The following is a 26810-nucleotide window of genomic DNA, read 5'->3' as shown; positions in this document are numbered from 1 at the left end:
CTCTCCTGGGCTATTTGTAAATAATGCATTATTAGAGTAGGTGATGACGATGATTGAAATGGATTTTTATTTCCTAGTATTCATCTTGCTGGCTGGATTGCTTTCTGGTTTTGGAAAAACGACGGGGCTATCTGTACTTGGAATATTTACCGTTACGATGTTGAGTTTGATTTTTCCAGCGAAGGAAGCAGTAGGAATCTTGCTGCCGATTCTTTTAATGGGCGACCTCGTTGCTGTGACGTATTATCGAAGAACAGTAGTCTGGAAGCATTTATTTTCTCTAGTGCCATGGATATTGGTCGGAATCGTAATCGGATATTTTGTATTGTTGAATATCGACAATGAACAACTCAAAATCTTACTTGGATTTTTGATTATAGGTCTTAACCTATTTCAAATCATTCGAGATGTATTTAGTTCCAGAATGGACCAGTCTTTACCAAATTCTATTTGGTTTGTTGGAATGATTGGGATTCTAGCAGGCTTCGCCACCATGATTGGAAATGTTGCGGGAGCTGTGATGGCTGTCTATTTACTATCGCGGAGGTTACCCAAAAATGAATTTGTCGGAACGGGTGCTTGGTTTTTCCTATTTGTAAATGTGATTAAGGTGCCTTTTTACATTCAATTGGGGATGATTACTTCGGGTTCAATCTTAATCAATCTCATGGTGATTCCCGCGGTTTTAATCGGAACCTTTATCGGTATTAAGGTGTTACCACTCATACCACAACAAATGTTCAAATCAATCATTCTCGCTCTAGGTACGATTGGAGCAATAAAATTAATTGTTTCAGATACATTTTATTTTATTCTGGCCGCAAGTGGAGTATGTCTACTAGCAGGATTGATTGTCATGCTTCTAAGAAACAGAAATGCTAATGTCCAGAAAAATAATCAACAAAACATTGAAGGCCAAATAAAAAGAAGAATAAATCATTAGTTGGAGGAATTTTAGTATGGATGATCGTCAATTTCGAAACGCAATGGGTAAATTTGCAACAGGTGTAACCGTGATCGCAACCGAAGTGGCAGGGGAAGAGGTTCATGGTATGACCGCAAATGGGTTCATGTCTGTGTCACTGACTCCAAAACTTGTTGTGATATCAATTGGAGAAAAAGCGAAGATTCTTCCCAAAATTAAAGAAAGCAACAACTTTACAGTGAATATTTTAGCAGCTAATCAACAGGAGCTTTCGATGATTTTTGCCGGACAATTAAAGGAACACAAGGAGGTAATCTTTGATCGTCTTGATGGAAAACCAGTCATTCCAGGTGCGATTGCTCAGATTGCCTGTGAGGTTTCAGCCGAGCATGTCGAGGGTGATCATACACTATTTATTGGTAAAGTAAGGGATATTCATCTTGAAGATGCAGAACCACTTGTTTTTTACAGCGGCCGCTACCGTTCATTAAAAGAAGACCAGCCTGTTACAGTGTAGGTGGCTGAAAGGGGTAATCGAATGCAAGTTGCTGAAGGAATAGGCTTTATTGATTTACGGTCGGTAGTAAACAATCATGAAATGATTTTTCGACCTACGGTGATTTGGGATGATACGGATGTCATCCTAATTGATACGGGTTATCCTGGGCAGCTGGAAGCAATCAGTGAAAACGTGGCAAAGCTGTCTAAGGGTAGAGTAACCAAGATTATTATTACCCACCAAGATTATGATCATCTTGGCAGTTTATTTGAGGTCATTAACGGTTATGAGCAAAAAATTGAAGTCTATGCACATGAGCTTACCAAACCATATATTCAAGGTGAAAAAAAGTTAATCAAAACGGGTGTTACAGTGTCTGGCATTCAGGTAGATCATACCCTTACAAACGGTCAGATATTGCCGTTTTGCGGTGGAATATCCGTCATTTTCACACCGGGACATACGCCAGACCATATCAGCTTATATCATCATGCTACGAAAACCTTGATTTCAGGAGATGCGCTTACTGCTGATCAAGGCCAATTACACTATCCTAATCCAATTTATACGCTAGATATGGAACAAGCGAAACAATCGATTAGTAGGTTCTTAGATTATGAGATTGATAAGGTCATCTGTTTTCATGGTGGAATTTGTAAAGATCATGTTAAGGGAAATATCTCAGCATTAGCTGAAGGGAAATAGGCACATTAGAAATGAGGAATATGGGATGATGATACAGGCAGTTTTCACTATACTCTACCAGGTTTTTATACCGTTATCCATCCCAGTATTTGCAGGCTGGTTACTCCAAAAATATCAAAAATTGGATACCAAACCTTTTATATCACTAGCCTTATATATTTTAAGTCCTGCCCTTATTTTTGATGTGTTAACGAAATCACACGTTGCCACCAATGACACGATGCTGACATTGGCTTTTTGTATCATTAATCTTATGTTTTTGTGGATGGCAGCCAATGTCTGGGGCCGTCTGTTAAAAATGTCATCCGCTGATTTAGCTGGGCTTACATTAATTTCCTCCTTTACCAATAGTGTCAATTATGGTTTCCCGCTAGTCCTGTTAGCCTTGGGACAGTCTGGGATGGATTACGCATCTGTATATGTAATTATCCAAATGATCATTGTGAATATTGTGGGTGTGTATTTTGCTGCACGGTCACACTTCTCGATTAAACAAGCCATCAAGTCCGTCTTTAGGCTCCCAGCGATTTATGCAGCAATAGCGGCTTTTTTGGTACAAATGGTTGATTTCCAGGTTCCGACGGGAATAGAGAAGGGGATATCCTTACTTTCAGGAGCGTATTCTCCGCTAGTGCTTTGTATCTTGGGCGCTCAAATGGCGAGTGTGCAGAAAGTAAGTTTGGCTCGAAGTCAATTAAAGGCTTTTTGGAGCGGTTTAAGCATGCGGTTGTTGATAGCTCCGCTGATTGCGTTCTTCATTTTGGTTGTTTTAGACATCAAAGGAACGCAATTTTTGGTTCTTTTCATTTTGGCTTCGATGCCAGTTGCAGTTAATGCTGTTGTACTGGCAGAAAAGTTCGATGCAGCACCAAAAGTCGTTTCTAAATGTATACTTTGGACGACACTAGCCTCCTTTATTATTTTGCCAATCTTAATTGCGATTTCAGATAGATGATGATGAAAGATGACAAAAGCCAATTTCCATGCAGGAAATTGGCTTTTGTCATCGATATGGATAAGTTCTACTTCAACTTATTTTTTATTTCTTGTAAAAACTCTTTCGTTACTTTTGGCAAGTGGTTGGTTTTTGGCAGTACACTAATTAAATAGGATTTACTATACTCTTTGTCATGATCAACATACGGAATCGTGACAATGTCTCCGTTTAACACTAATGGGTCATTCCTAATCCAAAATTCAGAATAGATCCCCGTCGCAATGTTATTCGCGATTAGATTTTTAATGACGTCATGATTATTCGAATAAAAAACCACGTTTCCTTCTCCATAATCTAAAAATAACTTATTCCAAAACCGATCGGCAAATTTTTCATTACGTCTTACTAACGGTTGCCGGATCAATTCCTCAGGTCCTACTGACTTGTTGTAAGCAAGAAGAGAATATTTGCTAACGCAAACCACTAAACTTGACTGCAAAAGGACTTCGTAGGTTATTCTTGGATCTTCCATTTTCAATGTTTCATCAGTCCCTAATACGAGTCCAATATCAAAAAGATTACTCTTTACGGTTTCAATAATATTATGGGTATCATTTTCATGCATTTCAATTTGCACATAAGGAAAATTCTTTCTAAATGAATAAAGAAGTTCAGGTAAAAAAGTAGAAAAGTAAATGGCTGAGGCTGCAATTTTGAGATCGCCTTTTAGGAGTGTGGCTTCTTGTCCAATGTTTTTCATTTCCGCCAATTTATTCATAATCTCAAGGGATAATTTAATTACTGCCTTTCCTTCCGTGGTACATTGACTTCCAGCTCGCGAACGATTAAAGATCTTAACACCCAGTTCAGATTCCAAATTACCTATGGCTTGGCTAATAGCAGAATGAGATACATGTAGGTTTTCCGCTGCCTTTGCAATCGTTCCCTGTTCAGAAACTTCAATTATGTATTGCAGATGTTCTGTATTCATTAATCAAACAACTCATTTCATCAATCTAGTAGATCTATATTTTATTGTAAGTTTTTCTTACGCAATTGTAAATATTCTGAACTTTATGTTTACTAAATAGTATCACATAATGTAGATAAGTAGTTTAGGAATTACTAGAGGGGAGGACCATTACGAATGATTACAAAAAACATTCGCATTCAATTTGTAGATACAGATTTGTCACAACGTATCCATTACAGTTCAATATTCCGTTATTTTGAGATTATGGATCATGATTTTTTTAGGAGAATCGGCTATTCATATAAAAAGATTTTTCAATTAGGTTTGGATATGCCGCGTGTCCATGTGGAATGTAGTTATCTTGGAAATATAGAATACGATGACGAGTTGGAAGTGCAGGCCTCAATTTCTAAAATTGGTAAGTCATCCTACACATTTTCATTTAGCTTTTACAAAGAAAATGTTCTAGTTGCTAAGGGAGGCATTACCAACGTATTTATTGACCGTTCTACAGGAAAATCTGTCCCTATACCGGATTTTATTCGATCAGAATTACTTAAACATCACGATCCGGTTTCCGTTTAGATTTTTTAAAAATTGGCTGTGTTAAACTTGGCTGTTGATTTACGCTACAGGCGCTACGCTTTCCGCGGGCTCGCCGTGAGCCTCCTCGCTGCTTCGCACCTGCGGGGTCTCACTCTGCTCGTACATTCCGCAGGAGTCGAGCGCCTTTCGCTCCAATCAACAGGTTCTTAAATCAACAGTATCCATTAACACAGCCAAAAATTAATATAACAGGAGGAATTCATTATGGCTAAAAGGAAAATAATTGTTACTGTTGCACCAACTAGTAATTTTCATGGGAAGGAAGCTAACGCTGCGCTTCCAGAGCAGCCGAAGGAAATTGCACAAGAGGTATATCGATGTTTAAATGCTGGAGCGGCGATTGCCCATATCCATGCCCGGGATATCAATGGGAGACCGACGAATGATGTGAATGTTTTTAAGGAAATTAAGGCTGAAGTCACGGCTAAAAGCAATATTATTACCCAATTTAGTACAGCACCTGCAATGGTTCCAGAAAGCCATATTGATGATGGCTTACAAGTATTAGATGCCTTTCCGGAAATGGCTTCACTTGATTGTGGATTGATGCAGGCATATACGGGGAAATTTATTAAACCTACTTTATGGGATCGTGACTGGTTGGTAAATGCTGCAAAAATCATGAAGGAACGGAATATTAAACCTGAATTAGAAATCTTTAACCATGCTCAGCTTGAGGATGTAGTTAATATTTTTATGCCGATGGGGATCATCGATGGTCCGGCTTCATTTAACTTTGTTTTTGGTATGCAGAAGATCAATCAAGGTTCGATTCAATTTAGTATGGAAAACCTAACCCACATGGTTCGGAAATTACCTTCTGGTGTGTTCTTTGGAGCAATGGGAATTGCAGCGCAGCAGCATCAAGCAACCATTGCATCCTTGCTGCTTGGCGGGAATGTCCGCGTTGGATTTGAAGATAACATTTACTATAGAAAAGGTGAACTTGCAACAAGTAATGCCCAGCTTGTGGAGAGAATCGTGGGCATCGCAACGGATTTAGGCTACGAGATTGCGTCTCCTGACGAAGCAAGAGAAATGTTAGGAATTAAAAAAGTAGAAGCTTCAAAAAGTATTTAAGTAGTTTCTATGATTCAAAAAATGGAAAAATGGAAGGGGGATGCAAATTGAAGTTTTATGATCTGAGTGTTTATTGGGAAGGTAATCCTTTTGCCGAACCATGGCCGCCCAAGGTGGAGTTTTCTGACAGTGCCCAAGAGGCAGTGAAGCTTGCAGACAAGCTTGGTATCAACCCTAGTGATTTTCAAGACGGTCTCGCACTTGCAGTTGAGAATGTCAATGCTCAGGTTTTTACCCATATCGGCACGCACTGTGATGCTCCAATTCACTTTGGTCCGATTACGGAAGGAAAACCCTCACGTACGATTGATGAACTTCCCCTTGAGGAGTTTTATGGCAATGGCGTGATTTTGGATATGCGCCATAAAGAACCTAGAAGCGGAATTACGGTGGAGGATGTTCAAAAAGCACTAGCAGATATGGAGTACACGATTAAGCCGAAGGACATTGTATTGATAATGACTAGCTTCGATAAACACATCTATACGGAAAGTTACCTCAGGGATCAGCCAGGCATGACTGGAGAAGCTACGGAATGGTTGATTGATCAGGGGGTTAAGCTTATGGGTATTGACACATATACCTTTGATCGACCTTTTGGTGCGATGGTGGCGGATGTAAAGGCTGGAAATAAGAGTGCTTTGTTCCCTGCTCATTTTATCGGACGTAAAAAAGAGTACTTTCACATTGAAAAACTAGCAAACCTCGACAAGGTACCGGTAAAACATGGTTTTACATTTAGTGCCTTTCCGATAAAAGTCAAGGGCGGTACAGCAGGGTCCGTTCGAGCAGTAGCAATTGTAGAATAATTGTTTGAGGAATTAATATAACTGGGAATTTTCATAAATAATAAGCTAGTAAACTGTTTTTTTACGAGGAGGATTTTATGGAAATTCGTCAATTACGTTATTTCATTGCTGTTGCAGAACATTTAAATTTCACAGAGGCAGCCAAAAAGCTGTTTGTAGCGCAACCAGCAGTAAGCCAGCAAATTGCTAGTTTAGAAAAAGAAATCGGTTTTAAACTGTTTAATCGGGATAAACATTCGGTTCAATTAACCCATGCTGGCAGTGTTTTTTTGAAAGATGCTTTGGAAATGTTAAATAAATCCGAAGCCGCGATTAAAAAAGCAAGAAAGGCTGCAATTGGTGAAGTGGGACAAATAAGCATTGGTTTTTTAAATGCTCCTGTAAAAAAGTTCCTTCCTAATTTGGTAAAGGAATTTAGGCGAAAATACCCTGAGATTCAAATCAATCTAAATCACTATCAAACCGGCCAAATTGTTGAAAGATTAAGAAACGCAGAAGACGATCTTGCCTTTACGATGTCTTTCATTCCCCAGGATAATAGCGAATGGGAATTCAAAACATTATTTTCTCAGCCATATGTTGTGTTTATGAATCAGGAACATCCTCTTGCCAGCAAAGAGAGTATTTCAATCTATGACCTTAAGGATGAACCATTTGTCATGCTTGAGAGAAAAGAATCTCCACAAGGATATGACCATTTATTTAGGCTCTTTGCAAATCATGGATTTTTACCAAATATATCCATACAAAACACAAGAATTGAAACCGTATTGATGATTGTTGAGGCAGGATTAGGCATCGCGGTGCTCCCCAAGCACCTAGAAGTATATGCAAACCCTTCGCTTAAATATATAGAGATTGAAGAATGGAATCACACGGTGGATATTGTGGTTGCTTGGAAAAAAACAAATCCTAATCCGTCTATTCCATTGTTTTTAAAAGAGCTAGAAGTAATCAATTGGCGGTAATAAGTAGAGCTTATAGCGGAAATAAATCATTGGTATTTCAAAATTTTACAAATACAAGGTACGATATACCCAGCTGGAAAAGTATATTATTTATAATTAACAGAAAATTCTTGAAAAATCATTTAGAATTGATAGAATTAAACAGACTGGTTGGTATAAGAGAGGCTCAACAGAAATCAAAGTTCAAGAACATTGGCTAATCTTTTTAAAAAAGGTGTGCTAAAGGATTGTTGGAAGTGTTTCCTTTAGCTGTACCTTCATAAGGGGGCTGAAAATGAATGGGATGGTTAGAGGGGAAAGTTGCATTAATCACTGGCGGAGGCTCTGGAATCGGTCGAGCACTGATTGAGAGGTTTATTGAAGAGGGTGCCCGTATCGGTGTATTAGAACGTTCGCATGAAAAAGTAAAAGATTTGCAGGAAGAGTTTGGCGATCATGTTGTAGTGGTTCAAGGGGATGTAACCCGAATCGAGGATAATGAACGAGCAGTAGCAGAAACGGTCCGAGAGTTTGGGAAAATTGATACATTTATCGGCAACGCAGGCATCTTTGATTACTTTGTGACATTACTAGATTTGCCAAATGAAAAGCTTGATAAATCATTTGATGAGCTTTTTGGCGTTAATGTAAAAGGACCTCTTTACGGTGCCAAAGCTGTACTGCCAGAATTACTTAAAACACAAGGAAATATCATTTTTACTATATCGAATGCAGGATTTTACCCTGCAGGCGGTGGCCCGCTTTATACGGCATCCAAACATGCTGTGGTCGGACTGGTCCGTGAATTAGCATATGAACTATCTCCAAAAATTCGTGTTAATGGGGTTGCTCCTGGCGGCACGCTTACGGATTTAAGAGGTCCGACTGCATTAGGTCAAGAAAGCCAAACCCAATCAAAAGTAGATAATATCGAGAATCTAATGAAGACAACGAATCCTCTGCACGTCGTACCTTCACCTAAACAACATACAAGTGCTTATGTCTTGCTGGCTTCTAACAAGGATTCAATGGCGATGACAGGTGTTATCATCAATAGCGACGGCGGGTTAGGCGTACGGGGATTCCACTCTGCAGCAGGCGGAGAGCATCTCTGAAAAATTGAAAGCGATTTCGTGTAAGACATTCTTCATAATTTTGGAATCATACCTTTTCATAAAAAATTTAAAAAGGAGTTGTTTTTTAGTGATCAATAAGACTCTCAAAGAAACACAGCTCAGTGACGGCACAAAAATTAGTGATTTAGTGGATGCTGAAAAAGGTATTATCTCACCAAGAATCTTTTCAGACCAAGAAATTTATGATCTTGAACAGGAAAAAATCTTTTCGAAGGTCTGGAATTTTGTCGCCCATGAAACGGAAATTCCGAACGTAGGGGATTATGTTACACGATTTGTTGCCAATGATCCTGTCATCGTTGTTCGAGAAGATGAGAATAAAATCAATGTTTTATTAAATGTTTGTATGCATAAAGGGATGCACCTTTGCCGTACGGACAGTGGGAATACAAAATCGTTCCGTTGCATCTACCATGGCTGGACCTACAAGGCTGATGGGGCCGTAATGGGAGCACCTGCAGCGAAAGAAGCATATAAAGGTGCTTTTGACAGAAATCAATTTAAATTGGTAAACGCTCGCGTTGAAAGATATGCAGGCTTGATTTTCGCCACATTTAACCAAGATGCAGCTCCGTTAGATGAATATTTAGGTGATATGAAATGGTATATCGACTTGTACTTCAATCGTACACCACTAGGGATGGAAGTGGTTGGAGAACCGGCACGCTGGATCATTAAAGCAAACTGGAAATCTGCTGCTGACAATTTTGCTTCAGATTCTTATCACACTGTCATGACACACTACTCCGGAGTGGAGTTAGGTCAGTTGCCGCCGAATCCTATGTTTGCGAGTTTTGGTGTGCAGGTTGCAATGGAAAATGGTCATGGTATTGGAGTAATAGGTGCTCCCCCAAATATTCCGTTACCTGAGTATTTAGCTTTACCGAAGGAAATTGTCGAAGCAGCACATGCCAAGCTGACAGAACCACAATTGGAAGCATTAAGAAGATCGAATTTTGTTCCGGGAAATGTATTCCCCAATTTTTCTTTGCTTAATGTTATGCAGCTTCCAGGCTTGGAAGAAAACGAATACCCGATTCCATTTATGTCAATGCGGGTATGGCAGCCAAAAGGACCAAATGAAATTGAACTTCTCAGCTGGTTCCTAGTTGAAAAAGAAGCTCCTCAAGAGTTTAAAGATGCAAGCAGAGACAATTATATTCGTAATTTTGGTGCGAGTGGAATGTTTGAGGCGGATGATGCGGAAGTATGGAGTGGTATTGCCAGGGTTACAAAAGGGGTAACAGCGAAGAAACAGTTAAAACTCCATTATATTATGGGATTGGATGCAGAACATGAACCAGGGAATTGGCCAGGACCAGGGAAAAAAATTGCTCAAACCACCTATACGGAACAAAATTCACGCAATTTCTTCGGTTACTGGGCGCAATTGATGTCAGAGGAATCTTAAAATACGGATGAGCAAGAGGAGGGGTATAAATGAGCGGTCAAGTAAAAGCGAGCAGTATGTTTATTAATTTTAATGATCCTATCTATTTAGAAATCTATGGTTTTTTATTAACAGAGGCAGCTTTGTTAGATGGGAATCAATTTAGGGAATGGACAACACTGTTAAGTGAAAATTTACAGTATACCATGCCAGTTCGGTCAACGCGTGAAAACTTTATTAAAACGCATTTTTCAAAAGAGATGTTTCATTTTAATGAAAACTATAAATCAATGATCTTACGTGTTAGACGTATGGAAACGGACTATGCTTGGGCAGAAGACCCGGCCTCAAGAGCACGTCGATTTATTACAAATGTTCGTGTTTCAAGATTGGATGATAACCGCTTTGATGTGAAGAGTTATATCCTGATGACGCGGAACCGCCTTGAAGCTGTAGAATATCAGCTTCTTTCAGCTGAACGGTGCGATATTATCGAAAAAACAGAAGATGGGCTGAAATTGGTGAAGCGGGAAATATTAGCAGATTCAACGATCATTGGGATGAAAAATCTACAGCTTTTCCTATAAATTTTAGAATCTATAAATATAAGGCAGTTAGGTAATCGCTTTATTGATAGGGAGTGTTTTTAATGAGTCAACAACCTTTAGTAAAAAAATCTTTAGTAGGTACAAATGAGATCAATCAAATTTGTTTTGTTGTCAAAGATATTGAAGTATCTTCCAAATCATGGGCAAAGTTACTAGGTACTGCAGTTCCGCAACCATTTGTAACTGCCCCACAAGAATTTTCACAGGTGAAATACTATGGAGAGCCTACCCCGGCTAGAAACAAATTAGCATTTTTTGAAACGCCAGGTGTTCAAATTGAACTTGTTGAGCCTGATGCTGTTCCAAACCTAATGCGAGAGTGTTTAGACAAGGTTGGGGAAGGATATAATCATTTTGCCTTTGACGTTGATAAAATCTCAGAAACAGTAGCAACTATGGAGGAAAAGTATATTGTCGCTCAATCAGGTGAGTTTTATCCTGATAAAGGTCGATACGCTTTCCTGGAGACACGCGAGAAGTACAAAACGTTAATTGAACTGTTAGAGCATGAAGGACCAAAGCCCGATGGATCACTGTCTCCACTTACAGGTGATCGTCAATATGAAGGAAAACCGCTTCTTGGAACAAGCAAAATTGTTCAAATGGCCTTTGTAGTGAAAGATGTGAAAGAGGCGCAAAAGGCTTGGTGTACGATGCTTGGTGTTGGGCCATCGACCATTTTTCATTCAGGCTTTGAGGCGGTTAACAAAGTGGCGAGCTATAAAGGTCAGCCTACCGAGGGTAGAAGCCACTTTACTTTTATTCAAACACCGCGTATACAAGTTGAATTAGTTCAACCAGACCAAGATTCACCAAGTACATGGCTTGAACATTTAGAAAGACATGGAGAAGGGCTGCACCATATTGCCTTCTTTGTTGAAAACCTCGATGAGAAAAGAGATTTGTTGAATCAGCTTGGTTTTCCGACTATTCAAGAAGGACTTTTCTATGATGGTTCAGGCAAATATGCATATATGGATACAACCTCTGAATATTCAGTAGTCATTGAACTATTGGAAATGTTCAAATCGTAAAGGAGAAATAAACATGGCAATCGAAAAATTAGCTCATGCTGAGCTCAGGGTACCCGATATTAAAAAGGCTATTGATTATAATGTCAATGTGTTTGGTCTTAAAGAAATGGGGAGACTTGGCGAAACGATCTATCTTGGATGCGGGTTTGATAATAACTACGATTTAGCCTTAACACCAGGAGGAGCGGGAATTGCTCATTTTGCTTTCCAAGTAAAAAATGATGATGATTTAAAATTTTATAAAAAACGGGTTGAAGACTATGGAATTAAAGTAGAAGAGCGTACTGATGCTGAGCCAAGTGAAAAAAAATGCATCGCTTTTGATTTGCCTGCTACGAATATTCCGATTCGCATGGAATTGATAACAGTTGAGGATCGACCGTCCTATTTCAATCCAGCCTTTAGTCCAAATAGAACTTTAAAAGGAGCGGGTCCTCATGACCTCGATCATTTAGGTCTAAAGGTAGCAAATCCAAAAATTTTGGCGCAGTTTTTAGAAAGCGCTTTGGATTTTAAAATGTCTGATATCTTCATGCCAGCTCCGGGCGTTTATGGCGCTGTTTGGTCTCGGGTACAGGAATACCACCACGAATTAGCTTTCATGGGTGGGGTAGGCGGTCCGACAGAATCGTTAGATCATATTGCCTTTCTTTTTGAAAATATCGACCATATGAAACGAGCATTGGATATGCTTGCACTGCATGATTTGAAACTAGAATTTGGAGTAGGAAGGCATGCGCTTGGAGCGAATCTATACGCTTATTATTGGGCTTGTGGGAATCGTTATGAGTTGAGTGCCGAAATGCCACGTGTTGTCGATGATCGAGCAGAAACCTTGATTTGGAATGATATCACCAAGTCAATGAGTTCATGGGGTGTACAAATGCCAGCTTCATTTAAAAATGGTTCGTGATAAGAAAGGGTGATTTGTAGATGGAAAAACGTAAATTTTGGAGTTATGAGAATAAATTAGTAGCACTATTTTTCTTTTCAGTAGGATTTGTCTTCTTTGATCGACTAGCGATTAATTATTTGATTCCTTTTATCCAGAAGGATTTCACACTAACCAATACCCAAATCGGATTAATTGGTTCGGCGTTAGCGATTACGTGGGCTATCTCTGGTCCATTGGGAGGCTATCTGTCCGATAAGGTGAAAAGTAAAAAAGCACTCTTAGCTTTTTTCGTACTCGGTTTTTCTCTCGTTTCTTTAATGCATGGATTGGCATCGTCTTTTGCTACTCTGTTTGTATTACGATTGATTATGGGAATAGTCGAAGGTCCAATCACACCGATTACACAATCCATTTTGGCGGTTGAATCTTCAGAGAAGCGTCGTGGATTCAACATGGGACTTACGATGAATACTGGAAATGCCATTTTTGGGAGCTTTCTAGCACCGCTTGTCATTGTTGCATTGGCAAATGTCTTTGATTGGCACACGGCTTTTTATCTTACGATCATCCCAGGTATCATTTTAGCCATTTTCATCATGAAGACTTTGCGAAATCCGCAAGTAATGGATAAAGCAATCAACACTTCTGCTGCTCCAAATAAAAAGGCGGGCGTTAAGGAAGTATTCAAACACCGAAACATGTGGTTATCGATCATTATTTTCAGCTTCTTCTTAATCTATGTTATGTCTTTCAATATCTTTGGTCCAGTCTTCCTTGTGAACGCAAAAGGCATGTCTCCAGGCGAAATGAGTTTAGTTATGGCTGCTTTTGGAGCGGGGTTCGCCATCTTTGGAATCTTGGTTCCGATTCTTTCAGATCGAATTGGTAGAAAACAGGCATCACTCATTTTTGGAATCCTTTCCGGGTTTACTCCACTTGTCCTAATCTATATGGACTCAATGGCATTAATTCTAGTATTAGTATTTCTATTTTCGGCAGGGATGGGTGTAGGGTCATTGGTGATGTCAACCATTCCGGCTGAAACTGTTCCGGTCCAATATGCTGGAGTGGCTGTCGGATTAGTTATTGGTATTGGGGAACTCTTTGGCGGCTTTTTAAATCCAATGTTGAGTGGTATGGCCGCTGATAAATGGGGGTTAGCAGCGCCACTTATTATTAGCTCTAGTGCTGCATTTTTAGCTTTTGCTTTCTCGCTATTTCTCCGTGAAACAGCGCCAGTTAAGGTTTTGGTGAACAAAGAAGTCGATATTGTTGTATAAGTCTTTTCGTTGGGAATTAATCTAAATAAGGTTGCCTCTTTGATGGAAGTCTCTCATCAGGGAGGCTTTTGTCGGTGGTAATAAGTAAACCTTATTATCAATATAATTTATTGATATTTCAAATTATTATCGCGGTCTAGTATTCTATTGTTAGTAAAGCGTTTCCACTATCTGTTTGAAGGAGAGAAAAAATAAAATGGTACTGTATACAAGACAAGAATCTAGAAAATGGGCGAAAGAAAATTTACATGGACTTGCAAACGTTGTGATCCCATCGTTTACACAAGATTTGAAAGGATTAAACGAAACGGGCATCAGGCATGATGTAAGAAGATCAATTGAGTTGGGGTTTACTGGTACATTACTTGTAGCAGAAACGGCTACTACTCTTGAAGAGTATATCCAATTTACAGAAATCTCCGTAGATGAGGCACAAGGGAAACTTACCATCATTCACCATGCAAGTTTTCATACGTTAGAAGAGAATATTGCAGCTGTTCAAGCCGCTGAAAAAGCTGGAGCTGAGCTTGTTCTGCTGTCATACCCTGCGAATTTTTACCCGAAGGACAGTCAAGAAATCTATGAATATACGAAAGCATTCTGTGAGGAGACAAACTTAGGTGTCATTCTATTTCCTGTTCCGCTCTGGAACTTTGAACGTCTTCATCCAGCAGCAATCGATCCGAAAATAATTAGACAACTACTTGATGATGTACCAAACATTGTTGCAATTAAAGCAGAGGGCGGAATGCCATTAATTGCCGGCTTCACTCAATGTTATCAACTATTTAATGATGATGTTATTGTGACAACTCCATTAGAAAAAGATGCATTTGCACTAGGTAATTTAGTGCCGATTCAATGGATGGGTACGAGTAACTATGAAATGTACGGTGATGTTTTACCAAAGCTATTTAATTTAATGAATGAAGGAAGATTTGAAGAAGTTTATGAGCAATATTGGAAACTAACCCCTGCTAGATCGACAATTGGAAGATTTATGGCATCTACGGATGGCGCGGGTTTAGTGAATCGGATGCTTTGGAAATATGCATCTTGGCTGACAGGCTTTAATGGTGGACCATTACGTCAACCAACCATGAAAATAAACCAGACTCAAATGAGTGCTATCCGACAAGCACTTATAAATTCTGGAATTGATGTAACGAATGATGATGATAGACAATTCTTCATTGGTCGTAATCCAGAAGTTAACGTAAAGAATGAAAACAACTTACTGAAGCAGAGTTAACTTGCGGCTTCTACTTATTTATTAAATTATCAAGTAAGGGTGATTACGATGACATTAATATTAAATTTAAAAGATGTTGAGCAGGCCATTAATATGCGAACGATTATTGATCAAATTGAAAAGGGACTTGTAGAGGAATATAACGGAGGCGTGATCATGCCGCCACGAATGAATATGTCCACGAATAACCAAGGTTTTTTTCGGTTAATGCCTGCTGTAATGAATGATAGCGGTTATATGGGCTTTAAAGCATTTTTTAAAAGCAATGATCAGGTCCGTTATTTAATCGGAATCATTGATCAAAAGGATAACAATTTGGAAGCCATGATGGATTCCTCCTATTTAACAGCGGTTCGAACCGGTGCGACGACCGGATTAGCGACTAAATATTTGGCAAGAGAAAATGCAAGGACTGTTGGCGTAATTGGTTCAGGGCTGGAAGCACGTACGAATCTAGAGGCAGTTTGTGCGGTAAGAGAGATTGAATACGTAAGAGTATTTAGTCCGAATCCTCAACGCAGAGAGCTTTTTGCAATGGAAATGAGCGCAAAGCTGGGAATACAAGTAGAAGCCGTCGCGTCACCATTTATGGCTGTAGAAGGTGCAGATATTGTGAATGTATGTACCAATACGTCCACAAAAGGAAACGGAGTTGCTTTTGAAGGCAAATGGATGAGTAAGAGCATGCATGTAAATTCGATTGGCTCGACTATGCCTATTATGAGAGAAATAGATACCGATACCTTTGAGAAGGCAGATGGCATTGTCATTGATACCGTACATCTTGAAAAGGAATCCGGTGATGTACTGCAAGCCATTAAAAGCGGGCAATATGACCGTTCCAAAGTAGTTGAGCTGAAAGAATTGGCAGCAGGTCGCCAAGTTCGAATCAATGACGAACAAATAACTCTTTTCAAATCGGTTGGAACGGCCGTTCAGGATATCATGGCAGCACGGGCTGTTTATGAAGAAGCCAAAAGGCTAAAGGTAGGAACCGATGTCGGTGAGTTTTTGGAAGCAAAACTGTTTAATTAGGAGGGGGAGGAACAATGAGTAATGTGTTTTCGGTAACTCAACAAGGTACAGGACTTTATATTAACGGGGAATGGCTCGAGTCAAATGAAACGATGAAGGTATACGACAAGTTTTCCGACGAGGTTATCGGTAACGTTGCTGTTGCCCGGCAGCAAGATATAGACGCAGCCATTCAAGCAGCCAATGAAGCGATGGCGAATTGTCCATTAGCGGCACATGAAAGATTTGAAATCCTGAGACGTACGGCGGAACTCGTTAAGAAAAATGCGGATGAGATGGCTAAATTAATTGCTAGGGAAGGCGGGAAACCCTTAAAAGATGCGATTACTGAAGTGAACCGGGGTGTTGCTGTGATCTTGACTGCTGCCGAAGAGGCTAAAAGAATTCACGGTGAAACAGTTCCTCTTGATGCGGTGCCAGGTTCAGAAAACCGAATGGGCTTATATATTCGCGTTCCTGTAGGTGTCATAGCAGCGGTTACACCATTTAACTTCCCAATAAATTTAGTTGTTCATAAAGTAGCGCCAGCGATAGCAGCTGGCTGTGCGGTCGTGCTAAAACCTGCATCGACTACTCCACTGTCTGCTATTTATTTATGTAAACTGTTAGAAGAAGCAGGATTGCCAAAGGGGTATATGAATTTAGTAATTGGTTCTGGCCGGACGGTAGGGGATTATTTAGTTGCACATCCTGGTAAAAAAATGATTACCTTCACTGGAAGTCCATCGGTGGGCTTGCAAATTAAGAAAAACAGCGGTTTTAACCGAGTGACATTAGAGCTTGGAAATAATTCAGGAAATATTGTTCATGAGGATGCGGATATTGATGTAGCAGCAGATTTATTGGCAAAAAGAGCTTTTGGTTCAGCAGGTCAATTTTGTGTATCTGTACAACGGATTTACGTGCAGGAAAATGTAGTAGAGCATTTCACCCAAAAAATGCTAGAAGCGACAAATCGTCTCGTAGTTGGAAACCCATTAGATGAAGCTACAGATGTTGGGCCGATGATTAGTTTGAAAGAGGCTGAAAGGGTTGAAGAATGGGTACGGGAAGCAGTTCAAGAGGGTGCAGAAGTCGTAGTAGGAGGTAATCGTGAGGGTGCCATGATGTACCCAACGATCCTAAAAAATGTAAACCCTGCAATGAAGGTAGTCTGCGAAGAAGTATTTGGGCCAGTTGCTTCAATCATTCCATATAAAACGTTTGATGAAGCCATTGCGTACGTCAATGACTCAGAATATGGTTTACAAGCTGGCGTTTTCACAAACAATATCGATTTAGCATGGAAAGCAGCGAGAACGATTAGAACAGGCGGGGTAATCATCAACGATACTTCTGCCTACCGTGCAGACATTATGCCATACGGAGGAATCGATAAAAGTGGTGCCGGCAGAGAAGGACCAAGGTATGCTGTGGAAGAAATGACAGAAGTTAGAATGGTTGTATTCAATTTACAAAAATAAATCGAGGAATCGCATGAAATAGGGCATCTGCAAGAATCAAAGCAGATGTCCTATTTTTAATGTATCCGAAGCAGCTCGAAATCTATAGAATGGCCTTCCTATGAAATTCAACTAAAAACTGGGAAATAATGTTCATTTGTATGTAAATATTATACTAGTATTCTAATATTCCTTTAATTTAGAAAAATCTAAAAAATATTTTGACTTTGGTATAACAATGTAATAATATGGTCTTAACAACATCGATTCACATCACTGATTTAACCGTATAGTAAGCGATTACATTAGAGAAATCGCATTATGGGCGGGTATGCCAGTTGAACTTTTCGCCTTAATGAACCGACTGGTCTGTTTAAGCGTTTTGATTCCGCTATTATTAAACCAACTGGTCTGTTCAAATAACTCTTAAAAACAAAATCATCACCTTAAATACAACTAAGGTGATGTCAATAAAATGATAGGAGGTTTTACAATGCTAGAAAATTTACAAGGAAAAAGTGTTGTTCGTACTGTTCTTGGACTTGTGCCAGCTGAAGACTTAGGGGTTGTCCTCATTCATGAATCACTTCTTTCCGTTTTCCCTGGGGCAGAATATGCACCTGAGATTAATATGGACAAGAGCGAAATCTTTGACGTCTTAAAAAGAAAGCTTACTGATTTCCGTCGTGCAGGCGGGAAGACAATTGTCGATCGCAGTGGTATGTTTCATGGTCGTGATGTAAAACTTTACGAAACACTATCTAAAACAACAGGGGTTCATATCGTAGCATCAACAGGTTTAGGGCCTGAGCCAATGTTAAGCGGTTACTTTGTGACACCGCAAAAAAATCCGCCAACTCCTTGGTCAGCAGAACAATTTGCAGATTTGTTCGCAAAAGAAGTAACAGAAGGAATCGTTGTCCCACGTATTGAGCGTTCAGGTCTAGCGGGATTAGTGACATCAATCGCAAGTCAAAGTGGGATTACTGAGAAAGAAACAAATCTTTTCCGTGGTTCAGCGCAAGCAGCCATCACAACAGGAGTACCTGTATCTGTACAATACGGTGCAAATGCTGTAAGTGATCTAGAAATTCTATTAGCTGAAGGCATTGAACCAAACCGGGTGATAATCAGTGGACTTGACCGAATAGATGCTGTTGAACGTAGCGAAGCATTCGCGGTTGCTCGTCAAGATGCAATGGTGGCGTTAGACCACGTTGGCTCGGCTACACATGAAGGATACATTAACGACGAACAACGTGTTCAATTAATCGTCGAACTGTTTAAGGAAGGCCTCGGAGACCGTGTGCTTATTTCAACAAATGCCTTTGGTGTGGCCAAAGGTCATAACACAAAAGATATCGGCTATGATTACTTACTGACAACATTCGTGCCAATGTTAAAGCAAGCTGGTTTAACGGACGAGCAAGTTCGAACGTTATTGGAAGATAACCCACAACGAGTCCTAACGGTTGTGACATCAGTTAAAGCGGAAAAGGAATCAGTAAAAAACTAAATGTGAGGAGTGAATAAATATATGGCTAAGGTAAATACAGTTTTAGGTCCCATCCCGGTAGAAGATTTAGGGATTATAGCAGTCCATGAACATATTGGATTTGGGCTTCCGGGATGTGACTTAGACACACAATGGTGGAAAAAACCTGAAGAAGCGTTTGAAGTGACAATTGAAAAGCTGCGTCGCTTCCGTGAATTTGGCGGTAAAACCTTCGTTGATTGTACGGGGATTGGAAACGGACGCGATGTTGAATACTTCCAAGTACTTTCACGTAGAACGGGTGTTCATATTATTGCTGTTACTGGCTTTGTAGCGGGAGACTCTGCTTTACCGTATTTCCGTGATAAATCAGTTGAGTACCTAATGGATTTATTCATCCATGAAATTACAGTTGGCATTGATGGTACGGGTGCAAAAGCAGGTGCAATCAAAGTAGGTGTCAGCCGCGGTGGGAAATTAAGTGAACTGGATAAACGCATCTATCGGGCTGCAGCCCGAGCAGCATTAAAAACAGGTGCACCAATTATTACACATTTATGTGTAGATGCTGAAACCGCCATTGCTATTTTTGATGAAGAGGGTTTAACACTTGATCGCGTACTAATGGGGCACGCGGATGATGGCGGCTATCTTGATGAAAACCGTGATAACCTGATTGCAGATTTAGGTGGATGGGTCGGTTTCGATACTATCGGTTACGACAGTGAGATGGTAGGTGCACCATATTGGTCTCGTCCACGACAAGATCGTGTGGAACATTTCCTTCGTTTCCTTGACAAAGGTTATGTCGACCGTGCCCTTATTTCGGCAGACGCCAATTGCTGTGCTCTAGGATGGCCAGGATTAAAAGGACATTCTGTTAACTACCTGTTCGAAGAATTCTTACCGGATTTGCGTAAAGCTGGTGTCGGTGAAGAAGTATTTGAACAACTATTAATTCATAATCCAACGAAGTTCTTAACCATGCAGGAACCTCAAGAACTCAATTTTGCAAAAAGAGAAGCCGTGAAAGAATCTCGTTAATTGGTAAAAACGGAAGGTTATCAACGGGAGGTTAATTCAGATGACGATTAAAGGAATGGCATATATTGCAGGTGCGTTCGAACATCCAACACGTAAGGCTCCGGATAAATCCGTGGCAGTCTTACATGCTGAATGTGCCAAGGGGGCACTAGAGGATGCAGGACTCACTTTCTCCGATGTCGATGGTTATTTTTGTGCCGGTGATGCGCCAGGCGGAGTGCTGTCGATGGTCGATTACTTAGGGCTTAATGTGCGGCATGTTGATGGTACAGACACTGGCGGTTCATCGTACATTGCCCATGTGTCACATGCTGCACAGGCAATCGCATCAGGCAAATGTAATGTCGCATTAATTACAATGGCTGGCCGGCCCCGCTCAGAAGGAAGAAGTGGTGTTAAACAGAAACAGGTAGGTGCGAATGTTCCAGATACACCGTTTGAACTTCCATTTGGACCTACGGCTGTGAATGAATATGCAATGGCCACGATGCGTCATATGTATGAATACGGCACGACGAGCGAGCAATTAGCCTGGGTTAAAGTAGCAGCTTCCCATCACGCGCAACACAATCCAAATGCGATGCTGCGCGATTTAGTGACTGTCGAAGATGTACTGTCGTCCACTATGATTGCTGACCCATTACATAAATTAGATTGTTGTGTCGTAAGCGACGGGGGCGGTGCTTTAGTTATTGTAAAACCTGAAATCGCAAAAAGTCTAAAACGTCCACCCGTCAGAGTATTAGGTGCGGGTGAAGCACCTAAAGGATTACTTGGTGGAAAAACGGACCTTACCTATTCAGGAGCTGTTTGGTCAGGACCCAGAGCCTTTGAGGAGGCTGGAGTTACCCCTCAAGATATTAAATATGCGTCCATTTATGATAGCTTTACGATCACCGTGTTAATGCAGCTTGAAGACTTAGGCTTTTGTAAAAAGGGCGAGGGTGGCAGGTTTGTCGCTGATGGGAACCTGATTTCAGGTATTGGAAAACTTCCCATTAATACAGATGGCGGCGGATTGAATAACAACCATCCAGCAAGTCGAGGAGGCATCGTGAAAGTAATCGAAGCTGTTCGTCAACTTCGTGGTGAAGCCAACCCTCAAGTCCAGGTGAAAAATTGTAACATTGCATTAGCCCACGGAACTGGTGGAGGTTTAGCAACCCGTCACGGCAGCGCAACACTAATCATGGAAAGGGTGTAAAGAATGGGAACTACCTATCAAGAAAGATCGATGACGATCCCTGAGATTCATCCAGAACATAAAGAATATTGGGACGCTGCTGCAGTAGGAAAGCTGTTGGTAAAACAATGCGATTCCTGTGGAGAGTTTCATTATTATCCACGAGTGTTATGTCCGCATTGCATGAGTGACAAAACGACCTGGGTGGAGGCGAAGGGCACTGGCAGCATTTACACCTATAGCGTGATGCGACGAGGTGTCCCATATGCAATTGCCTTCGTTGAACTTGATGAGGGTCCAAGAATGATGACTAATATCGTCGATTGTGACCTCGATACGGTGCATATCAATCAAAGGGTTAAGGTTGTATTTAAACAAAGCGGAGATCAAGATAATCCAGGTCCTTATATCCCTTGCTTTACACCTGTTGAAGGTTGATAGCTTAATAGAAACATAAAGTAAGATTTTGATAAAGTTATTTGATCCCGTAATGGTTGAACAAGGGGTTAAGAGGTAACGAATAGAGGTTATTCGTGCCCGTGAAGGTTGAACAAGGAATTGAGAAGTAACGAATAAACTTAGAAGAATGGAAGAGAGGAGCAGATAAAAATGAGAATCATGAAGGATGTATGCATTCCTATGCGTGATGGCGTCCATATCGCTGCTGATATCTACCTTCCTGATGGAGTAGACAAAGTACCAGCATTACTTGCACTCAGTCCGTATGGGAAAGAACTGCAAGCACAAGCGTTAACATTACCTCCCCAAGCACGCCCAAGTCATCTTTGGAACGGTGCAATTGAGGCGGGCGATATTCGTGCAGTTGTAGAACATGGCTATGCACATATTATCGCTGACGTACGGGGTACAGGTCATTCTGAAGGTGAAATGTGTGGTAACTATAATTCTGGCGGTCATGGTGATGGTAAAGATATCTATGACCTCGTTGAATGGATGGCTGAGCAAGATTGGTGCGATGGCAACATCGGGATGATCGGCATTTCCTACTTTGCATCTGTTCAAATATTAGGGGCAGCAGAGCAGCCTCCACATTTAAAAGCAATCTTTGCTAACGGTGGGCACTTCGATCTTTATGAACTTTGTTATCATGGCGGTATCATGTGGTTAATGCCTCGAGCCTCTCGTGAAGGACGTGGCGGTGATAGTGGTAACGCATTCAATAATGTAGCTAGTAAGAGTTCTAAGGTTTTCTCGCCTGAAGAGCTCAAAGAGAAGACATTAGAGCGGTTAAATGACCCAGATATTGCACATTGGTCAGATTTCGTTCACTTATTACATTATCAAGACCGTCACGAATTATGGATGGATTACCTATTAAATCCACTTGATGGACCCTTCTGGCAAAAAGATAGCGCAATCGAAGTAGCCCATAAAGTCAACATCCCGACTTACTTCCAAGCTAAATGGGGCCGCGGTTGGAACGTTGAAGGGACAATCGAATGCTTCCACAAAGTATCCGGCATTAAAAAGCTTGATATCCAAGCACTTCCGCCCATGTTGGAACGCCCATTCCATGAAAGTCATGACGAAATGTTCCGCTGGTATGATTACTGGTTAAAGGGCATTGAAAATGGCATTATGGACGAACCAACCGTGCAATTCTCTGTTGAAGGTTCTTACAAATGGCGCAAAGAAGATCACTGGCCATTGCCATATGAAGAAAAGAAAGCGTTCTACTTGCGTCCGCGCCACAAAATTAGTGAGAAACCAGAGCCATTAACATCGGAATATGCACATCCAGATGGCTTTTACCAGGCACCATTAACCGTAACAACAACATCAGAGAAGATTAAATGGACGAGTGATAAATTCCGTGAGCCTGTAGAAATGACAGGTACAGGGGCTTTATATATTCATGCAGAAATCGATACAGACGATACAAACTTCATTGCCAAGCTATATGATGTGAATCCAAGCGGCAAACGGACATTAATGACATCCGGTTATTTAAAAGCATCTCATCGTGAATTAAATGCAGAAAAATCAACTTACGGTGAGCCATGGCACCCACATAATCGTGTGGTACCAGTAACACCTGGTGAAATTAACGAGTATGCAATCCGTTTATATCCATTCTCGTTCTTAATTAACCCAGGACATCAGATTGAATTAGAACTTGCCTGTAACGAACCTCTTGATGGAGAAGATGCCAAATTACTGCCGCCAGATAGTTATCATCTGCCAAGTGGGCGTGCAACAACCCACAAAATCTATCGAGATGCAGAACACCCATCTTGTTTAGTTTTACCAGTAATACCTAAACAATTTGACGTTACGAATAAGTAACGAAGGACTGAACAATATGACAAAATCAGTACGTGTAATACCAATTGAATGCAAATTTGGTCCCATTTCCGCATTTGCCTATTATGTGGACGCACCGGAACCAGCTATTATCGATACGGGTGTGAGTATCTCGGCATGGCAAGACATAGAGCCAACCTTAGCCAAACACGGTATCCGCATTGAGGATATTCGTTGGATTTTACTAACGCATGGTCATGTGGATCACCTCGGCGGCGCTTTTGCGGTATGGGAAAAAACAGGACGAAATGCCAAAGTAGTCATTCCAAAAAAAGAGGCTCGATTATTGCGAGATATAAATGAACAAATTGTTGATTACAAGTCACTTCAAGGAAAATACATCAGCGATCCAGCCATACAAGAAAAACATATCAACATGCTAACAACCGATATTGGCGGTCCGATCGAACCAGATTTGGAGGTAGTTGAAGGTGATTCCATCCATCTTGGAGGTAATATCACATTTAAAGTGATTGAAACTCCAGGACATTCCATTGGGTCTGTAACGTTTGTTTTGGATGAATTGGATTGGGCATTCGCAGCGGATGCGGTTCAAATGTATGGCGGGTTTAGTGGCTTACCAACGATTGAAAAACCAACTTTATATCGCAAAAGTGTCCAACGTTTGCTAGATGAAGTTCGTCCCAATCGGTTATTCCTAGGTCATCCATTCCGCAATATCAATGGCGATTTGGATAGTGCACAAATCGAGGGTGGACAAGTAGCAACGGTATTACAAGCCAGTCTTGATATGGATGCAAAATTAAGAGATGTGGTAAAGCGCCATCTAACGAATGGACTTCCCACTAAACAGAATGGTCTGTATGAACCGTTTGGATCAATTGCTGAAGAGATTGGCTATAAAGGTGATCCGCGGAACTTACCATGTGCGTTCTTTGTCACAATGAATGGTTACCATGAAGAACTTAAAATTAATTCACATAATGAATGAGAGGAGGAAAATCTGAATGATTCAGAAACAGTTTAAAAATACAGCTGAGGCCATTGCCGATATCCATGATGGAGCAACGCTGCTTGTTGGAGGCTTCGGTGGAAGCGGTCTTCCGTCACAACTAATTGCTGCTTTGGTAGAGCAAGGGGCAAAGAATCTAACTGTAGTATCAAATAATATTGGAGCCGTTAGCGATGGTGTTGCAGCTTTAATCAGCAATAATCAAGTAAAAAAGATCATTTGCTCTTTCCCTGTTGGGCCACATGCTGACGACTTAATTGCACGACTTCAAAATGGCACGATTGAGTTAGAAATCTCACCTCAAGGAACATTAGCAGAACGTATCCGTGCGGGTGGTGCAGGTGTTCCTGCTTTTTATACACCGACGGCAGCGCATACGGAGCTTGGAGAAGGTAAGGAAACACGTATGTTCAATGGCCGTCTGCATGTCTTAGAACACGCCATCACGGGGGACTACGCTTTTATCAAGGGACATCGTGCAGATCGTTGGGGGAATCTTGTTTACAATAAGACGCAGCGTAATTTTAACCCGGTAATGGCTACTGCAGCGAAAGTTACCATTGCTGAGGTAGATGAAATTGTAGAAGTTGGGGATTTGGATCCAGAGAATATTGCAACACAGAGCGTCTACGTCCATCGATTAGTAAAATTGCAGACCGAACCGGAAGGGAGGGTGGTAGTAAATGGTTAAAGACGAACTGAAAATTGGCTGGTCAAAAATTGAGTTAGCTTCTCGAGTAGCTCAAGATTTAGAAGATGGCTGGTTTGTGAATCTTGGTATTGGTATCCCTACGCTTGTGGCTGATGTGATTCCTGAAGGCCGAGAAATCATTTTGCATAGTGAGAATGGTCTCCTTGGTTTAGGTCCAAAACCAGAACCAGGGGAAGAAGATATGGACCTTGTTAATGCTGGTAAGGAACCCATCACATTAAAACCGGGCGGCAGCTTTTTCTCACAATCAGACTCATTTGCCATGATCCGCGGCGGTCACCTTGATGCAGCCGTATTAGGTGCATTTCAAGTCTCAATGTACGGTGATCTTGCTAGTTGGAAACTCCCTAACAAACCGCTTGGGCGTGTTGGAGGAGCGATGGATTTAACTGTCGGCGCAAAGCGTGTATTCCTCTGCATGCAGCATACGAGTAAAGGAGTTCCGAAAATTGTTGAGAAATGTACGTACCCACTGACCGCTCCGCGCTGTGTAGATCGAATCTATACAGATCTTGCGGTAATTGACGTGACAGATGAGGGCCTTATCGTCCAAGAACTCGCACCTGGGGTTACGTTCGAATATTTGCAGGAGCACACTGCTGCTTCGCTTAAGAATCATACCACTGGTCTAGCACAAGGAGAGACTGCACAATAATGGTTAAGCATTCTACAGAACCTTCCATTGACCGCAGTTCATCAGTGCCACTTTATAAACAAATCAAGGAAATATTGATTAGTGAGATACAGGCTGCTGTAGGTGCTAGTGGTCGCCCTATCAGTACGGAATATGAACTTGTTGAGCGCTTCAATGTGAGTCGAGCACCGATTCGCCAGGCACTGAAGGAGCTAGCCGATGAAGGGTACGTTTACCGGGAGCGAGCGAGGGGCACATTCCCTGTTCAAGAACTCCCAGTGCGACCTCCAGGATTAGAGTTAGGAGGACTCGTTGGTTTTCTTCGCGATCAAGGGTTGGATTGTACTTCGAAAATATTAAGTGTTGATCGTGTGTTATCTACAGAGAAACTATGCACCATTCTTGGTCTAGCACCGAGTGATAAGGTTCTCCGAATCTCCCGCTTAATCTTTCTTTCAGGGAAACCACTGGTATGGGCTCAGACTTACTTGTCCAACTCGGAGGATATCCAGCTGACTAAAAAAGAGGTTGAGAAGGTCGATAGTGTCTTCAGGCTTCTTGAGAATGAACAAGGCATTTTTATATCTCGAGGCGACCACCAAATCTGTGCGTCAAGTGCTAACAGCATGGAGGCAGAGCTTTTAGGAATAAACATAGGTGACCCTGTTCTCATAATAGAGACAAAATTGTACACGCGAAATGATCGACTAATAGGCTGGAGAAGGGCTGTCCATAAAGCCGATGACTATAAGTTTTCCTTCACGGTCAATCGTTGATCCTTTAACTTTTTTCAAAAGGCTGTGAAATTAATACTGTTGATTTTAGAACTTGTTGATTGGAGCGAAAGGTGCTCGACTCCTGCGGGATGCACGAGCTGAGTGAGACCCCGCA

General features: G+C 41.0%; 27 protein-coding genes. 26 read left to right on the top strand and 1 reads right to left on the bottom strand.

Going from position 1 to position 26810, the window contains the following annotated elements; all coding sequences use genetic code 11:
- Positions 1 to 49: 49 nt before the first annotated feature.
- Genes V7124_RS03315 through V7124_RS03300 form a run of 4 tightly spaced genes read left to right on the top strand, consistent with a single transcriptional unit; the run spans position 50 to position 3084 of the window.
- Positions 50 to 943, top strand: a complete 894-nt coding sequence (locus tag V7124_RS03315; protein ID WP_335485952.1) for a sulfite exporter TauE/SafE family protein — start codon at positions 50 to 52, stop codon at positions 941 to 943.
- A 16-nt stretch (positions 944 to 959) separates the two neighbouring features.
- Positions 960 to 1442, top strand: a complete 483-nt coding sequence (locus tag V7124_RS03310) for a flavin reductase family protein (protein ID WP_335485949.1) — start codon at positions 960 to 962, stop codon at positions 1440 to 1442.
- A gap of 21 nt (positions 1443 to 1463) precedes the next feature.
- Positions 1464 to 2129: an MBL fold metallo-hydrolase gene (locus V7124_RS03305; RefSeq protein ID WP_335485946.1), complete on the top strand. Its 666-nt coding sequence runs from the start codon at positions 1464 to 1466 to the stop codon at positions 2127 to 2129.
- Between the two features lie 28 nt (positions 2130 to 2157).
- Positions 2158 to 3084 carry an AEC family transporter gene (locus V7124_RS03300; RefSeq protein WP_335485995.1) on the top strand — a complete coding sequence of 309 codons (927 nt, stop codon included), beginning with the start codon at positions 2158 to 2160 and terminating at the stop codon, positions 3082 to 3084.
- Between the two features lie 67 nt (positions 3085 to 3151).
- Here V7124_RS03300 and V7124_RS03295 read toward each other — a convergent pair whose 3' ends face one another.
- Positions 3152 to 4057 carry a LysR family transcriptional regulator gene (locus V7124_RS03295; RefSeq protein ID WP_335485944.1) on the bottom strand — a complete coding sequence of 302 codons (906 nt, stop codon included), beginning with the start codon at positions 4055 to 4057 and terminating at the stop codon, positions 3152 to 3154.
- Between the two features lie 156 nt (positions 4058 to 4213).
- Between V7124_RS03295 and V7124_RS03290 the strand changes: the two genes are divergently transcribed.
- From V7124_RS03290 to V7124_RS03185, 22 genes are all read left to right on the top strand, one after another.
- Positions 4214 to 4624 (top strand): acyl-CoA thioesterase, encoded by a 411-nt coding sequence (locus tag V7124_RS03290; protein WP_335409663.1) that lies wholly within the window; start codon positions 4214 to 4216, stop codon positions 4622 to 4624.
- A gap of 225 nt (positions 4625 to 4849) precedes the next feature.
- The gene (locus V7124_RS03285; RefSeq protein ID WP_335485942.1) at positions 4850 to 5725 is read left to right on the top strand and encodes a 3-keto-5-aminohexanoate cleavage protein; all 876 of its coding nucleotides are present in this window, start codon (positions 4850 to 4852) and stop codon (positions 5723 to 5725) included.
- Between the two features lie 47 nt (positions 5726 to 5772).
- The gene (locus tag V7124_RS03280; protein ID WP_335485939.1) at positions 5773 to 6534 is read left to right on the top strand and encodes a cyclase family protein; all 762 of its coding nucleotides are present in this window, start codon (positions 5773 to 5775) and stop codon (positions 6532 to 6534) included.
- Between the two features lie 77 nt (positions 6535 to 6611).
- Positions 6612 to 7502 (top strand): LysR family transcriptional regulator, encoded by an 891-nt coding sequence (locus V7124_RS03275; protein WP_335485936.1) that lies wholly within the window; start codon positions 6612 to 6614, stop codon positions 7500 to 7502.
- A gap of 278 nt (positions 7503 to 7780) precedes the next feature.
- A complete protein-coding gene (hcaB, locus tag V7124_RS03270; RefSeq protein WP_335409672.1) occupies positions 7781 to 8596 on the top strand; it encodes a 3-(cis-5,6-dihydroxycyclohexa-1,3-dien-1-yl)propanoate dehydrogenase in 816 nt (271 codons plus the stop codon).
- An 88-nt stretch (positions 8597 to 8684) separates the two neighbouring features.
- Complete coding sequence (locus tag V7124_RS03265; protein ID WP_335485933.1) at positions 8685 to 10028, top strand: aromatic ring-hydroxylating oxygenase subunit alpha; 1344 nt, start codon at positions 8685 to 8687, stop codon at positions 10026 to 10028.
- Positions 10029 to 10057: 29 nt separating this feature from the next.
- On the top strand, positions 10058 to 10594 hold the full coding sequence (locus tag V7124_RS03260; protein ID WP_335485930.1) for an aromatic-ring-hydroxylating dioxygenase subunit beta: 537 nt from the start codon (positions 10058 to 10060) through the stop codon (positions 10592 to 10594).
- 62 nt (positions 10595 to 10656) lie between these two features.
- On the top strand, positions 10657 to 11649 hold the full coding sequence (locus V7124_RS03255) for a VOC family protein (RefSeq protein ID WP_335485927.1): 993 nt from the start codon (positions 10657 to 10659) through the stop codon (positions 11647 to 11649).
- A 13-nt stretch (positions 11650 to 11662) separates the two neighbouring features.
- The gene (locus V7124_RS03250; protein WP_335485924.1) at positions 11663 to 12562 is read left to right on the top strand and encodes a VOC family protein; all 900 of its coding nucleotides are present in this window, start codon (positions 11663 to 11665) and stop codon (positions 12560 to 12562) included.
- Between the two features lie 20 nt (positions 12563 to 12582).
- A complete protein-coding gene (locus V7124_RS03245) occupies positions 12583 to 13824 on the top strand; it encodes an MFS transporter (RefSeq protein ID WP_335485921.1) in 1242 nt (413 codons plus the stop codon).
- A gap of 196 nt (positions 13825 to 14020) precedes the next feature.
- The gene (locus V7124_RS03240) at positions 14021 to 15076 is read left to right on the top strand and encodes a dihydrodipicolinate synthase family protein (RefSeq protein WP_335409684.1); all 1056 of its coding nucleotides are present in this window, start codon (positions 14021 to 14023) and stop codon (positions 15074 to 15076) included.
- A 48-nt stretch (positions 15077 to 15124) separates the two neighbouring features.
- Positions 15125 to 16111: an ornithine cyclodeaminase family protein gene (locus V7124_RS03235; protein ID WP_335409686.1), complete on the top strand. Its 987-nt coding sequence runs from the start codon at positions 15125 to 15127 to the stop codon at positions 16109 to 16111.
- A gap of 14 nt (positions 16112 to 16125) precedes the next feature.
- Entirely contained in the window at positions 16126 to 17574 is a 1449-nt protein-coding gene (locus tag V7124_RS03230; protein WP_335409689.1) for an aldehyde dehydrogenase family protein, read from the top strand.
- Between the two features lie 472 nt (positions 17575 to 18046).
- Positions 18047 to 19069, top strand: a complete 1023-nt coding sequence (locus V7124_RS03225) for a phosphotriesterase (protein ID WP_335485919.1) — start codon at positions 18047 to 18049, stop codon at positions 19067 to 19069.
- Positions 19070 to 19090: 21 nt separating this feature from the next.
- The gene (locus V7124_RS03220) at positions 19091 to 20092 is read left to right on the top strand and encodes a phosphotriesterase family protein (RefSeq protein WP_335485917.1); all 1002 of its coding nucleotides are present in this window, start codon (positions 19091 to 19093) and stop codon (positions 20090 to 20092) included.
- A 40-nt stretch (positions 20093 to 20132) separates the two neighbouring features.
- Complete coding sequence (locus V7124_RS03215) at positions 20133 to 21296, top strand: thiolase domain-containing protein (protein ID WP_335485914.1); 1164 nt, start codon at positions 20133 to 20135, stop codon at positions 21294 to 21296.
- Positions 21297 to 21299: 3 nt separating this feature from the next.
- Positions 21300 to 21713: a Zn-ribbon domain-containing OB-fold protein gene (locus V7124_RS03210; protein ID WP_335485912.1), complete on the top strand. Its 414-nt coding sequence runs from the start codon at positions 21300 to 21302 to the stop codon at positions 21711 to 21713.
- Between the two features lie 171 nt (positions 21714 to 21884).
- Positions 21885 to 23582, top strand: coding sequence for a CocE/NonD family hydrolase (locus tag V7124_RS03205; RefSeq protein WP_335485909.1), 1698 nt, complete (start codon positions 21885 to 21887; stop codon positions 23580 to 23582).
- Positions 23583 to 23598: 16 nt separating this feature from the next.
- Positions 23599 to 24552, top strand: a complete 954-nt coding sequence (locus V7124_RS03200; protein WP_335485905.1) for an MBL fold metallo-hydrolase — start codon at positions 23599 to 23601, stop codon at positions 24550 to 24552.
- A gap of 19 nt (positions 24553 to 24571) precedes the next feature.
- Positions 24572 to 25264: a 3-oxoacid CoA-transferase subunit A gene (locus tag V7124_RS03195; protein WP_420490500.1), complete on the top strand. Its 693-nt coding sequence runs from the start codon at positions 24572 to 24574 to the stop codon at positions 25262 to 25264.
- The gene (locus V7124_RS03190) at positions 25257 to 25940 is read left to right on the top strand and encodes a 3-oxoacid CoA-transferase subunit B (RefSeq protein WP_335485900.1); all 684 of its coding nucleotides are present in this window, start codon (positions 25257 to 25259) and stop codon (positions 25938 to 25940) included. Before V7124_RS03195 ends, V7124_RS03190 begins: the two co-directional genes overlap by 8 nt.
- Positions 25940 to 26695, top strand: coding sequence for a GntR family transcriptional regulator (locus tag V7124_RS03185; protein ID WP_335485897.1), 756 nt, complete (start codon positions 25940 to 25942; stop codon positions 26693 to 26695). The genes V7124_RS03190 and V7124_RS03185 overlap by 1 nt, the downstream gene beginning before the upstream one ends.
- Positions 26696 to 26810: the final 115 nt, after the last annotated feature.

The sequence above is a fragment of the Neobacillus niacini genome, from assembly GCF_036961885.1.
Lineage (GTDB): Bacteria > Bacillota > Bacilli > Bacillales > Cytobacillaceae > Neobacillus > Neobacillus niacini_H.
The sequence above is the reverse complement of the archived record's forward strand: the minus strand, read 5'-3'. Positions and strand labels throughout refer to the sequence as shown.

Excerpts from the sequence above, each read along its gene's own strand:
- V7124_RS03200 (WP_335485905.1), top strand. The coding sequence starts at position 23,599 with ATGACAAAATCAGTACGTGTAATACCAATTGAATGCAAATTTGGTCCC.
- V7124_RS03190 (WP_335485900.1), top strand. The coding sequence starts at position 25,257 with ATGGTTAAAGACGAACTGAAAATTGGCTGGTCAAAAATTGAGTTAGCT.
- V7124_RS03315 (WP_335485952.1), top strand. The coding sequence starts at position 50 with ATGATTGAAATGGATTTTTATTTCCTAGTATTCATCTTGCTGGCTGGA.
- V7124_RS03295 (WP_335485944.1), bottom strand. The coding sequence starts at position 4,057 with ATGAATACAGAACATCTGCAATACATAATTGAAGTTTCTGAACAGGGA.
- V7124_RS03215 (WP_335485914.1), top strand. The coding sequence starts at position 20,133 with ATGACGATTAAAGGAATGGCATATATTGCAGGTGCGTTCGAACATCCA.
- hcaB (WP_335409672.1), top strand. The coding sequence starts at position 7,781 with ATGGGATGGTTAGAGGGGAAAGTTGCATTAATCACTGGCGGAGGCTCT.
- V7124_RS03260 (WP_335485930.1), top strand. The coding sequence starts at position 10,058 with ATGAGCGGTCAAGTAAAAGCGAGCAGTATGTTTATTAATTTTAATGAT.
- V7124_RS03290 (WP_335409663.1), top strand. The coding sequence starts at position 4,214 with ATGATTACAAAAAACATTCGCATTCAATTTGTAGATACAGATTTGTCA.
- V7124_RS03240 (WP_335409684.1), top strand. The coding sequence starts at position 14,021 with ATGGTACTGTATACAAGACAAGAATCTAGAAAATGGGCGAAAGAAAAT.
- V7124_RS03250 (WP_335485924.1), top strand. The coding sequence starts at position 11,663 with ATGGCAATCGAAAAATTAGCTCATGCTGAGCTCAGGGTACCCGATATT.
- V7124_RS03235 (WP_335409686.1), top strand. The coding sequence starts at position 15,125 with ATGACATTAATATTAAATTTAAAAGATGTTGAGCAGGCCATTAATATG.
- V7124_RS03305 (WP_335485946.1), top strand. The coding sequence starts at position 1,464 with ATGCAAGTTGCTGAAGGAATAGGCTTTATTGATTTACGGTCGGTAGTA.
- V7124_RS03275 (WP_335485936.1), top strand. The coding sequence starts at position 6,612 with ATGGAAATTCGTCAATTACGTTATTTCATTGCTGTTGCAGAACATTTA.
- V7124_RS03225 (WP_335485919.1), top strand. The coding sequence starts at position 18,047 with ATGCTAGAAAATTTACAAGGAAAAAGTGTTGTTCGTACTGTTCTTGGA.
- V7124_RS03255 (WP_335485927.1), top strand. The coding sequence starts at position 10,657 with ATGAGTCAACAACCTTTAGTAAAAAAATCTTTAGTAGGTACAAATGAG.
- V7124_RS03210 (WP_335485912.1), top strand. The coding sequence starts at position 21,300 with ATGGGAACTACCTATCAAGAAAGATCGATGACGATCCCTGAGATTCAT.
- V7124_RS03185 (WP_335485897.1), top strand. The coding sequence starts at position 25,940 with ATGGTTAAGCATTCTACAGAACCTTCCATTGACCGCAGTTCATCAGTG.
- V7124_RS03220 (WP_335485917.1), top strand. The coding sequence starts at position 19,091 with ATGGCTAAGGTAAATACAGTTTTAGGTCCCATCCCGGTAGAAGATTTA.
- V7124_RS03285 (WP_335485942.1), top strand. The coding sequence starts at position 4,850 with ATGGCTAAAAGGAAAATAATTGTTACTGTTGCACCAACTAGTAATTTT.
- V7124_RS03245 (WP_335485921.1), top strand. The coding sequence starts at position 12,583 with ATGGAAAAACGTAAATTTTGGAGTTATGAGAATAAATTAGTAGCACTA.
- V7124_RS03230 (WP_335409689.1), top strand. The coding sequence starts at position 16,126 with ATGAGTAATGTGTTTTCGGTAACTCAACAAGGTACAGGACTTTATATT.
- V7124_RS03205 (WP_335485909.1), top strand. The coding sequence starts at position 21,885 with ATGAGAATCATGAAGGATGTATGCATTCCTATGCGTGATGGCGTCCAT.
- V7124_RS03310 (WP_335485949.1), top strand. The coding sequence starts at position 960 with ATGGATGATCGTCAATTTCGAAACGCAATGGGTAAATTTGCAACAGGT.
- V7124_RS03300 (WP_335485995.1), top strand. The coding sequence starts at position 2,158 with ATGATACAGGCAGTTTTCACTATACTCTACCAGGTTTTTATACCGTTA.